Annotated in this window: 9 protein-coding genes; 4 read left to right on the forward strand and 5 right to left on the reverse strand. The window is 71.3% G+C overall.

All coding sequences use genetic code 11. From position 1 onward, the window contains the following. Window positions 1-8 precede the first annotated feature (8 nt). A complete protein-coding gene (locus ABIA35_RS19040) occupies window positions 9-545 on the reverse strand; it encodes a hypothetical protein (RefSeq protein ID WP_370358754.1) in 537 nt (178 codons plus the stop codon). 122 nt (window positions 546-667) lie between these two features. Between ABIA35_RS19040 and ABIA35_RS19045 the strand changes: the two genes are divergently transcribed. Beyond that, window positions 668-1,627: an ArsR/SmtB family transcription factor gene (locus ABIA35_RS19045; RefSeq protein ID WP_370358755.1), complete on the forward strand. Its 960-nt coding sequence runs from the start codon at window positions 668-670 to the stop codon at window positions 1,625-1,627. 134 nt (window positions 1,628-1,761) lie between these two features. Here ABIA35_RS19045 and ABIA35_RS19050 read toward each other — a convergent pair whose 3' ends face one another. After that, window positions 1,762-3,312 carry a cobyric acid synthase gene (locus ABIA35_RS19050; protein ID WP_370358756.1) on the reverse strand — a complete coding sequence of 517 codons (1,551 nt, stop codon included), beginning with the start codon at window positions 3,310-3,312 and terminating at the stop codon, window positions 1,762-1,764. Further along, entirely contained in the window at window positions 3,309-4,205 is an 897-nt protein-coding gene (locus tag ABIA35_RS19055; protein WP_370341270.1) for a LysR family transcriptional regulator, read from the reverse strand. The genes ABIA35_RS19050 and ABIA35_RS19055 overlap by 4 nt, the downstream gene beginning before the upstream one ends. A 109-nt stretch (window positions 4,206-4,314) precedes the next feature. Here ABIA35_RS19055 and ABIA35_RS19060 point away from each other — a divergent pair, with 109 nt between their 5' ends. From ABIA35_RS19060 to ABIA35_RS19070, 3 genes are read left to right on the forward strand one after another with little or no spacing between them, the layout of a single operon-like run. After that, window positions 4,315-5,247 carry an EamA family transporter gene (locus ABIA35_RS19060; protein ID WP_370341272.1) on the forward strand — a complete coding sequence of 311 codons (933 nt, stop codon included), beginning with the start codon at window positions 4,315-4,317 and terminating at the stop codon, window positions 5,245-5,247. Between the two features lie 18 nt (window positions 5,248-5,265). Next, window positions 5,266-7,494, forward strand: a complete 2,229-nt coding sequence (locus ABIA35_RS19065) for an ATP-dependent RecD-like DNA helicase (protein WP_370341273.1) — start codon at window positions 5,266-5,268, stop codon at window positions 7,492-7,494. Continuing rightward, window positions 7,491-8,270: a 1-aminocyclopropane-1-carboxylate deaminase/D-cysteine desulfhydrase gene (locus tag ABIA35_RS19070; RefSeq protein ID WP_370358757.1), complete on the forward strand. Its 780-nt coding sequence runs from the start codon at window positions 7,491-7,493 to the stop codon at window positions 8,268-8,270. Before ABIA35_RS19065 ends, ABIA35_RS19070 begins: the two co-directional genes overlap by 4 nt. An 11-nt stretch (window positions 8,271-8,281) precedes the next feature. Here the strand turns inward: ABIA35_RS19070 and ABIA35_RS19075 are convergent, their stop codons facing one another. Together ABIA35_RS19075 and ABIA35_RS19080 are read right to left on the reverse strand one after the other, a co-directional pair. Further along, on the reverse strand, window positions 8,282-9,685 hold the full coding sequence (locus ABIA35_RS19075) for a TldD/PmbA family protein (protein ID WP_370341275.1): 1,404 nt from the start codon (window positions 9,683-9,685) through the stop codon (window positions 8,282-8,284). Then, a complete protein-coding gene (locus tag ABIA35_RS19080) occupies window positions 9,682-11,121 on the reverse strand; it encodes a TldD/PmbA family protein (protein ID WP_370341276.1) in 1,440 nt (479 codons plus the stop codon). The genes ABIA35_RS19075 and ABIA35_RS19080 overlap by 4 nt, the downstream gene beginning before the upstream one ends. Between the last annotated feature and the right edge of the window lie 13 nt (window positions 11,122-11,134).

The raw sequence follows: 11,134 nt of genomic DNA on the forward strand, positions 1-11,134 counted from the left end.
GGTGGCGATCACGACAGCTCCGCGCAGACGTCGGTGGCCTTGGCCTGATACAGCACCGCGACCTGCCCGGTCGGCGAGACCGAGAGCACCGAGCCGCCGCTGAGCACCCACTCGCCCTGCGCGTGGTAGGGGTCGCCGGCGTGGACGGTGAGGCCGAAGTTGTCCGGTATGGTCCACAGGCTCGACTTGTCCGGGAGGTTGTAGAGCGTGCCGGCGCCGGACAGGTCCCCCTCGGCCTGCGCGCCGGTGGCCACGTTGGTGAAGCGGGCGATCAGCGGGCCGCGGAAGTCGGTCCGCAGCGGGCTGCCGTCGGGGTAGGCCGCGACGATCCGCTCTTCGACGCCCTGGGTCGGGAAGTCCTCCTTGAGCTCGAAGGAGCAGACGTTGCCGGCGGCGTAGTCCCGCGCCGTGTAGGTCACCGGAGTCCAGCCGCCGGTGCCGCCGGTACTGCCTGTACCGCGTGTCGTGTCGGCTGAGGCGATCGCCGGGCCGGCCGCGACGAGCATTCCGGCCGAGAGGGCGACGCCGAGGATGCGGTTGCGCATGATGGTTATCCCTTCGTGTCGTTCGGATCCGCGTCCTGACAGGGCGCGGGACACGTCTTCACTCTGGAAGCGACCGCCCTCCGGGGCGATCACTTCAGCCCACGCTGAAACGTGAGGACGAGATGCGGATCCACTTCACGCCCGAGGACCTGCTGCGCATTCGCTTCGCCGAGGAGCCGGCACCGTTGCTGGAACTGGGTCTGGCGCTCGCGACCCTGCGCCGCCCGGCCGCCGACCCGGTCTTCACCCGCTGGCGGCGGGAGGCGGCACGTTCGCTCCCGGCACGCGCCCGGCCGCTGCTGACCCTGGTCCCGGCCTCCGGAGCCGGGCCGCAGTTCCTGGACCCGATGGTGGCGGACGTCGAGGAGGGCCTCGACCGCGTGGCGGCCTCGCCGCGCGGCCAGGTGCGGCAGGAGTTGGTCCGGGTCGTGGGGCTCGGGCAGCCGAAGACGCCGTGGACGCAGCGGATCGCGGACCTGGAGCGCGGCGCGTGGGGCGAGCTGCTCGCGGGACTGCACGCCGCCTACAGCAGCATCCTGACAGAGCCCTGGCGGCGCCTGCGGGCGGGCTTCCACGCGGAAGTGTCCTGGCGTACCAGCGGCTGGGGACGCCTCGGACTCGGTCCGGGCCTGGCGGCGCTGCTGCCGGGCTCGCGCCTGGACGGACTGGTCTGGCACCTGGCCCCGGAGAAGGAGTTCGACATGCACCTCAACGGACGCGGCCTGACCCTGTACCCGTCGGCGATGTGGAGCGGGCCACCGCTGGTCGGCACGTACTCGGACCACTCCAAGCTGCTGGTCTATCCGGCACTCACACCACTGCCACTCCTCCCCGAACCGCACGACGCCGACCCGCTGGGCACCCTGCTGGGACGCACCCGCGCGCAGGTACTGGAGGCCCTGGCCGAGCAGCGCACGACCGGGAGTCTGGCGCGGGATCTGGGCATCAGCGCGGCCTCGGCATCGCAGCACGCGACGGCACTGCGCGAGGCAGGGTTGGTGGCGACGCGGCGGGAGGGGAAGGCCGCGTGGCACGGGTGCACCGCGCTGGGAGCGGAGTTGCTCCGGACAGGGGTGCGGTAGCGGCGCCGCCGAAGCGCGGTCGCTGCGCCGAGGCGCGGTTAGGGCCCGGCCAGACGCGCGGCCGTAGCTCTAGCGGCGCCCGGAGCCAGCAGCCGCCCGCCAGGCGCGGCCGGGGTGCGGTAGCTGTGGTGTTGCTAGGAACCGGCGCCGGGAGCCAGCAGCGGCAGCCCTGCCGTCGGTCCGCCCTCGATCAGCCGCCACAACCGATCGGTGTCCAGGTGCTCCTCCACCGCATCACCGAGCCGGTCGAGCTGCTTCTCCCGCTCCGCCGCGAACGACACCGAGGCATCCGGCTCGAAGCGCACCCCGCACGCCTCCGCCACCCGCGCCAAGTACGCGCGCCGGAATCCGTCGCTCTCCAGCGCACCGTGCCAGATCGTCCCCCACACCGCGCCGTCGCGGCAGCCTTCCAAGGCCGCACCGGATGCGTCGGTGAACAGCGTCTCGCCACCGGTGACCTGGACCTGGCCGTTGTGGATCTCGTAGCCGTCGACCGCCTCGCCGAGCCCGAAGCCCGTGGGCCGAGTCAGGGTCTTGACCGGGTCGAACACGGTGCGCACCGGCAGGAGTCCGAGCCCTGCGACGGTCCCCCGGCGCGACTCGACCTCGTCCTCGATCTCGGTCCCGAGCATCTGGTAGCCGCCGCAGATCCCCAGGATCGGCCGTCCCTGGGCCGCGCGCTTGGCCAGCGCCGGTTCCAGGCCGCGCTCGCGCAGCCAGGCCAGGTCCGCGACCGTCGACTTCGTGCCCGGCAGCACCACCAGGTCCGCCGACTCGATCGCGGAGGCCGACGCCGTGAACTCGACGTCCACCCCGGGCTCGATCGCCAGCGCGTCCACGTCGGTGAAGTTGGAGACCCGTGGGAAGCGGACCACGGCGACCCGCAGCCGGGCGCCCTCGGTCGTTGCCGCGGCGCGGTACGCCTCGATCGGCAGCGCGTCCTCGGCGTCCAGCCGGATCCCGGGGAGCCACGGCACCACGCCGATCACCGGCCGGCCGGTGAACCCCTCGATCTGCCGCAGTCCGGGCGTCAACAGCGAGGGGTCGCCCCGGAACTTGTTGATGATGAACCCTGATATGAGCTTCTGGTCCTCGGCGTCCAGCAGGGCCACGGTCCCGTGGAAGGCCGCGAACACCCCGCCCCGGTCGATGTCGCCGACCACCACCACCGGCATCCCCAGCGGCCGGGCCAGCCCCATGTTGACCAGGTCGCCCTCGCGCAGGTTGATCTCGGTCGGCGAGCCGGCGCCCTCGCAGATCACCACGTCGAAGCGCGACTTCAGGTCCTGATACGACGCCAGCACCGCCTCGCGCAGCTTCGGCTTCAGGTCCTGGTACGACGTCGCCGAGGCCTCGGCGAACACCTTGCCCAGCAACACCACCTGGCTCGTCCGGTCGCTGCCCGGCTTGAGCAGCACCGGGTTCATCGCCACTTCCGGCTCGACCCCGGCGGCCTGGGCCTGCATCACCTGCGCGCGCCCGATCTCAGCGCCGGCGGACTCCCCCGGCCCACCGCTGCCGACCACCATCGAGTTGTTCGACATGTTCTGCGCCTTGAACGGCGCCACGCGCACACCCTGCCGCGCCAGCCAGCGGCAGATCCCCGCGGTGAGCAAGCTCTTGCCGGCGTCCGAGGTCGTGCCGGCGACGAGCAGCGAGCCCGTCCCGCCGCCAGAATCGATCATCGGACCAGCTTAGCCGCGGCCTCGGTGAGCGCCGTGAGCACCTCCGGGTACTCCGCGCCGGTGCGCACCGCGATCAGGCTGACCCGCCGGGGCCAGTCCTCCTTCAGCGGCACCAGGACGACGCCGTCCGGTATCTGCGGCGGAACGCCGAGCGTGGGCAGCAGCGTCACGCCGAAACCGTTGGCGATCAGCGCCAGGGCGGCGCTGAAGTCGGTGGCACGGTAGCGGCCGCGCGGCTGGAAGCCGGCGTCGGCGCAGATGGCGGTCACCTGGTCGTGGCAGGACAGGCCCTCGGCGGCCAGCACGAACGGCTCCTCGACCAGATCAGCCAGGGCGATCCGCTCGGCCCCGGCCAGCCGGTGGTCGGCCGGCACGGCCGCGTGGTAGACCTCCTCCAGCAGCGGCAGGATCCTGATACGCGGGTCGCCCAGCAGCGGCCGGTTCGGCGCGGCCATCACCACGGCGACATCGACCGTGCCGTCGATGAGGTGCGCGACCGACTCCTCGCTCTCGGTGTCGGCGATCTGGAAGCCCCACTCCGGGTGCGCCTCCCGCAGCGCCTTCATCGCCGGGGCGATGACCGCCATCACGGCGGTCGGGAAGCCCGCGATCCGGACCGTCATCGGCGTCGGGGAGATGGCGCGCAACTCGGACTGCGCGCGCTCCAACCGGGCGAAGACCGCGTCGGCGTGGCCCACCAGGACCCGCGCCGCCTCGGTCAGCACCACGTTGCGGCCGCGCCGTTCCAGCAGCTCGCAGCCGGTACTCTTGGACAGGATCGCGAGCTGTTGGGACACCGCCGAGGGCGTGAGGTACAGGGCCTCGGCCGCCGCCGAGACCGTCCCGTGGTCGGCCAGAGCGCGCAGCGTGCGCAGCTGCCGCACATCGATCATCGCCGCACTCCGTTCCATTCCGTTCGGGCCGATCTTTCAGGCCACCTTAACGATTCACAGCAAAATCATTCGCTGGTGCTGAACGATAGCGCGGCCGGACACTTTCGTCATGCGCAATCCCCGCCACATCGCCCTGGCGCTGACGATCGTCCTGATCTGGGGCGTCAACTTCGTCGCGATCGGCCACGCCCTGCAAGGTTTCCCGCCGATCCTGCTGGCCGCGGTGCGCTTCGCGCTGACCGGCCTGGCCGCGTTCTTCGTCCCGCGCCCCAAGGAGGTGCGCTGGTACTGGATCGGCGGCATCAGCGCCTTCATGTTCTTCGGCCAGTACGTGCTGCTGTTCACCGGCATGGCGCACGGGATGCCCGACGGCCTGGCCTCGCTGGTGCTGCAGAGCCAGGCGCCGTTCACGGTGCTGGCCGCCGCGCTGCTGCTCGGCGAGAAGACCGGCCCGCGCCAGGCCGCCGGGATCGTGGCAGCGGTCGCCGGGCTGGCCGTGATCGGCGCCGGACGCGGCGGGAACGTGCCGCTGGGCTCGCTGCTGCTGGTGATCGGCGCCGGCGCGTCGTGGGCGCTGGGCTCGATCTGCAACCGCAAGGCCGGGGCCGCGAACGGCTTCGCGCTGATGGTGTGGGCGAGCGTGTACGCGGCGCCCCCGCTGCTGGCGGTCTCGCTGCTGACCGAGGGGCCGCACCGGATCGGGCACGCCTTCGCACACCTGCACGCCGGTCCCGTCCTCGGCCTGCTCTACATCGTGCTGCTGTCGACCTTCGTCGGCATGGGCGCCTGGGTGGTGCTGATCACCAAGTACCCGGCCTCGGCCGTGGCGCCCTACACCCTGGGCGTCCCGCCGATCGGGATCCTCGCGGCGCTGATCGCGAACGGCGAGCGGATGACCGCGCTGGAGGTCGCCGGGTCCGTGGCGGTGCTGGCCGGGCTGGTGGCGATCGTGTGGCCGGGCGCCAAGCGCAAGGCTGTGCGAATCGTCCCGGAACCGTCCGTGCCCGCCGCTAGAGTCGAGGAGTCCACACAGGCCGCCTGACACCCGGGAGAAGGACTCTTGGCCGCACCGACCATCGAGCCCCAAGGCACCCTCGCGGTCGTCGAAGGCGTCCTGGAGCGGATCACCTTCGCCAACGAGGAGACCGGCTACACCGTCGCCCGCGTGGACACCGGGCGCGGCGCCGGGGACCTGCTGACGGTCGTCGGCGCGCTCCTGGGGGCGCAGCCCGGCGAATCGCTGCGGATGCGCGGCCGCTGGGGCTCACATCCGCAGTACGGCAGGCAGTTCACCGTAGAGAACTACACAACGGTGCTGCCGGCGACCGTCGCGGGCATCCAGAAATACCTCGGCTCCGGCCTGATCAAGGGCATCGGCCCCAAGACCGCAGAGAAGATCGTCGGCCACTTCGGTGTGGACACCCTCGCGGTGATCGAACAGGCCCCGGAGCGCCTCATCGAAGTCCCGACGCTGGGCCCCAAGCGGACCAAGCTGATCGCCGCGGCCTGGATCGAGCAGAAGGCCATCAAAGAGGTCATGGTCTTCCTGCAGTCGGTCGGGGTGACCACGTCGATCTCGGTACGGATCTACAAGGAATACGGCGACGCGGCGATCGACGTCGTGAAACAGGAGCCGTACAAACTCGCCTCGGACGTCTGGGGCATCGGCTTCAAGACCGCCGACGCGATCGCCGTGGCCGTGGGCATCCCGCACGACTCCCCGGAGCGGGTGAAGGCCGGCATCCAGTACGCACTGTCACAGAGCTCTGACGCCGGCAACTGCTACCTCCCGCGCGAAAGACTGCTGGCCGAATCGGTCAAGATCCTGACCGTGGACACCGACCTGGCCGCACGCTGCCTGGACGAGCTGATCGAGGCCGAGGGCGTCGTCGCCGAGGACATCCCCGACCTGGACGGCTACGACCCCGACGAGCCGATCCGCGCCATCTACCTCGTCCCCTTCCACCGCGCCGAAGCCTCCCTGGCCGCGCAACTGCGCCGACTGCTGGAGGCCCCGGACGACCGCCTCGGGTCCTTCACCGACGTGGACTGGGACAAGGCCCTGGGCTGGCTGAAGGAGCGCACCGGCGCCGACCTCGCACCGGCCCAGACCGAGGCGGTGAAGCTGGCCCTGACCTCCAAAGTCAGCGTCCTGACCGGCGGTCCGGGCTGCGGCAAGTCGTTCACGGTGCGCTCCATCGTGGAGCTGGCCCAAGCCAAGCGCGCCCGCGTGGTCCTGGCCGCCCCGACCGGCAAGGCCGCCAAGCGCCTGACCGAACTGACCGGCGCCGAGGCGATGACCGTGCACCGCCTGCTGGAACTCAAGCCCGGCGGCGACGCGGCCTACGACCGGGACCGGCCCCTGGAGGCCGACCTGGTGGTCGTGGACGAGGCCTCGATGTTGGACGTGCTCCTGGCCAACAAGCTGGCCAAAGCAGTCGCCCCAGGCGCGCACCTGCTCCTGGTCGGCGACGTGGACCAGCTGCCCTCGGTCGGCGCCGGCGAGGTCCTGCGCGATCTGCTGGCCGCCCCGCGGGTGCCGCGCGTCCGGCTGACCCAGGTGTTCCGCCAAGCCCAACAGTCGGGTGTCGTGGTGAACGCGCACCGCATCAACTCCGGCAAACCACTGGAGCTGGCCGGCTTCGACGACTTCTTCCTGTTCGTCGAAGACGAAACCGAGGACGCGGCACGCGTCGCCGTGGAACTGGCCACGACTCGCATCCCCAAACGCTTCGGCTTCGACCCCCGCCGCGACATCCAGGTCCTGACCCCGATGCACCGAGGACCGGCCGGCGCCGGCACCCTGAACGGTCTGCTCCAGGAGACACTGACCCCCTCACAGCCCTCCCGTCCGGAGAAACGCTTCGGCGGCCGCACCTTCCGCGTCGGCGACAAGGTGACCCAGATCCGCAACAACTACGACAAGGGCAAAAACGGCGTCTTCAACGGCACCGGCGGCGTCATCACCTCGATGGCCCTCGAAGAGCAGACCCTGGTGGTGCGCACGGACGAGGACGAGGACGTGGCATACGAGTTCGCCGAACTGGACGAGCTACAGCACGCATACGCCATGACCGTGCACCGCTCACAGGGCTCTGAATACCCGGTAGTCGTGGTCCCGGTGACGATGAGCGCCTGGATGATGCTTCAACGGAACCTGCTCTACACCGCGGTGACGCGCGCGAAGAAGCTGGTGGTCCTGGTCGGCTCGAAGCGGGCCCTGGCCCAAGCGATCCGCACGATGTCGGCAGGAAAGCGCCACACCGGACTGGACTACCGCCTCCGATGACCGACCTCATCCTGCACTTCGACAGCAACAAGCCGCGCAAACTGAAGTACAACCTGGAGAAGGCCCGCAAGTCCGGCGCCTCAACACTGCTGACATTCGGCGGCGCCTACTCCAACCACATCCGCGCAGTAGCGGCAGCCGGCCACGCCGAGGGCTTCGCGACCATCGGCGTGATCCGGGGCGAGGAGCACCTGCCACTGAACGAGTCGCTGGCCTTCGCGGTATCGCAGGGCATGCGCTTGGTGTACATGGACCGGGAGACGTACCGGACAAAGAAGTCGGCCAAAACACGGCGGTTCCTGGAGAGCTGCTTCGGCGACTTCTTCCTGATCCCCGAGGGCGGCTCGAATCCAGCAGCAGTACGAGGATGCGCAGAACTACCGGGCGAAATCGCAGAGCCCTTCGACGTGATCTGCTGCCCGGTCGGCACCGGCGGAACGCTCGCCGGAATCGCAGCCGGCCTCGCACCGGGACAAACGGCGATCGGATTCGCAACGCTGAAGGGCGGCTTCCTGACGAAGGAGGTCGCCGAACTCCAACGGCAGACCTACGGCAAGATCTTCGACAACTGGCACATCGAGAACGGCTACCACTTCGGCGGCTACGCGAAGGTTCCGCCGGAGCTGGACGCCTTCGCCGAGCAGTTCGGGGCCGAGCACGGCTTCGAGGTGGACCGGATCTATGTCGCCAAGATGCTGTACGGCATCACGGAGATGATCGAGGCCGGGAGGTTCGCCCCCGAGGCCCGGATCATCGCGGTGATCACGACCGGGTGAGGGCCGGGCGCTCACCCGCTGGCCCCGCCCGTGAAGTTCCACCCGGCCAGCCGCAGAGCCGGCGCCATCGCCGAAACCGGCCCGTACCTCGAAGCGAACGCCGGAGCGTGCGTCCCGATCCCCAGCACCCGCCCCGGGGCCAGCGCCTCCGGGTAGGACTGCGTGAAGCGCAGGTTCTTCACCGGCCGGGTGATCTCGCCGTTCTCGATCAGCCAGACACCGTTGCGGGTCAGCCCGGTCATCACCAGGCGGCGCGGATCCAGGCAGCGCGTGTACCAGTGGTCTGTCACCAGTAGTCCGCGCCGGACCCGCGCCACCAGCGCCTGGACCGAGGAGTCCGCGGCCGGGCCTTCGACCTCGGTCGGGGCCAGGCCGAGCGTCGGGTCCAGGCGCACGTTGATCGGGATCGCCCCGTGCACCGCGCTGCGGGCGTCGGCGTGCCCGGTGCTGACGGCGCCCGCGCCGGCCTCGCGGGCCGAGCGGCGGTCGTGCGCGACGGCCCGGGTCACCCCGTCGCGGACCAGGTCCAGGCGGTCGCGCGGGGTGCCCTCGGCGTCGAACAGCGGGCCGGCGGCCGGGCCCGACAGGGGGTCGTCGGTCAGGCTCACCGAGGGGTCGAACTGCTGCTCCCCGAGCCTGGCGAACGAGGTGCCCTCGGTCAGCGCCTTGCCGTTGAAGCCGTAGTCGGACATGACCCACAGCAGGTCGCTGACCGCCGTGGGCTCCAGGACGACCTCGTACTCGCCGGGTTCGAGTTCGACAGGGTCCTGCGACGCCAGCGCCTTGGCGGCGGCGCGGGCGCCGAGCGCGGCGCCGTCCAGGTCGCTCATCAGGCGCGAGGCCTGGCGGGCGGCGCCGTCGGAGGTGGCGGTCTTGGCGATGCCGTCGATCGTGGCCTCGGCCACGGTGCCGTGGACGCTCTGGCCCGCGGAGTTCGCGTACGCCGTGACCACCAGCCGGTTGCGGTAGAACCCGGCCGCGGTGAGCCCGCCGACCGCGTCGACGAACGCCTTCACCTGCTCGGCGCGCGCCTCCGGGCCGGCGCAGCCGGTCGCCAGGTCCGGGTCGGCCGAGGCCGCCGGGAGCGCCGCGCGGCCGGACAGGCCGGCCCAGCCCGGGTCGGCCGGGGACAGGCGCACCGCGGCCACCGTCCGCTCGACCAGCGCCGCCAGGCCCGCGTCGTCGGTGACCGTGGTGGCGTTCACCGCGGTGCGGCCTTCGGCGTGGATCCGCAGGGTCACGGTGTCGGTGTCGCTGGCGACGTTCTGGTGGATGTAGGAATTGGCGAAGCGGGTGAGCGCGAGGTGCTCGTGCTCGACCGTCACGTCCACGTCCGCCGAGCCGCCGGCGGCCGTGCGCGCGGCCTCGAGCACCCGCTCGGCGGTCTCGGTGCGCACCGTGGTGTCCGGGCTCATCCGCGCACCCCCACTCGCACGTTCTGGAACCGGGCCGGCGCCGCCGGGTGCCCGGTGTGCCCGACCTGGCCGGGCTGCCCCTTGCCGCAGTTCGGCGTGCCCCAGGCGACGATCTCGTGGGAGAGCATGTCCATGCTCTGCCAGAACGTCGGGCCGATGCCGGTGTAGGTGGGGTTCTTCACCATCCGGCCGAGCTTGCCGTTCTTCACCTCGTAGCCGACCTCGCAGCCGAACTGGAAGTTCAATCTCTTGTCATCGATCGACCAGGACCGGTTCAGGTCCATGAACACCCCGTCGTCGGTCGCGGCGATGATCTCCTCCAGGGTGTGCGGGCCCGGCTCCAGGCCGACGTTGGTCATCCGCACGATCGGCAGCCGCGACCAGTCCATCGACCGGACGCTGCCGGCGTAGTCGAGCCCTGCGACCGCCGCGCTCTCCCGCCCCGCCAGCACCCCGGTCCAGATGCCGTTGCGGACCGCGTCGCGCCGGCCGGCCTTGGTGCCCTCGTCGTCGTAGCCGAAGGAGCCCAGCGCGCCGGGGTGGGTGGCGTCGATGACGATGTTCATCAGCTCGCTGCCATAGCGCAGCGTGCCGAGCTCGGCCAGGTCCAGCCACGAGGTCCCGGCGTACGCCGCCTCCCAGCCCAGGATCCGGTCCAGCTCGATGGCGTGCCCGACGGACTCGTGGATCTGCAGCGCCAACTGCTCCCCGCCCAGGATCAGCGTGGTCTGCCCGGAGGGGCACTGCGGAGCGCGCAGCAGCGCCTGGGCCTCGTCGGCGACCCGCGCGGCGTGCGAGGCCAGGTCGAGCTCGGCGACCAGCTCCCAGCCGCGGGTCCCGTACTGGCCGCGCCGCGAGGGGTAGGAGCGGACCTGGGTCTCGCGCTCGCCCACCGCGGTGGCCGAGATCCCGCCGCCGCACTCGCGGATGTGCTGGTCGATCCGGTGCCCCTCGGAGGAGACGAACCACTTGCGGGTGTCCCAGATCTGGTACAGGCCGGTCGCGATGTCAGCACCCTGCGCCCGCATCTCCGCGGTCGCCGCCGTCAGCAGGTCGCCCTTCTCCGACACCGGCACCGCCAGCGGATCCACCTCGCACCCGCTGGCCCAGCTCCCGACCTCGGGATCGGCCGTGATCATGGAAGCCGGACCCGGCACCCGCGAGGAGGCCTTGGCGATCTCCACCGCCTGCCGACCCGCCGCCCGGACCGACGAGGCATCCAGATGCGGCGTCGCGAAGAAGCCCCAGCTGGACCCCACCAGCGCCCGCACCCCGATGCCGACCGTCTCCCCCTGGTCCAGCGCCTCCACGGCACCGTTGCGGGCGGACATGGACTCGGTCCTGCGGTGCATGACGCGGGCGTCGGCGTAGCGGGCCCCCAGCGCGAGCGCGTGCTCCACGGCCTGGTCGGCCGCGTCGAGGTAGCTGCTGCTCATGGGTCACGACCCT

Origin of the sequence: Catenulispora sp. MAP12-49 (assembly GCF_041262705.1) — a bacterium.
Classification (GTDB): domain Bacteria; phylum Actinomycetota; class Actinomycetes; order Streptomycetales; family Catenulisporaceae; genus Catenulispora.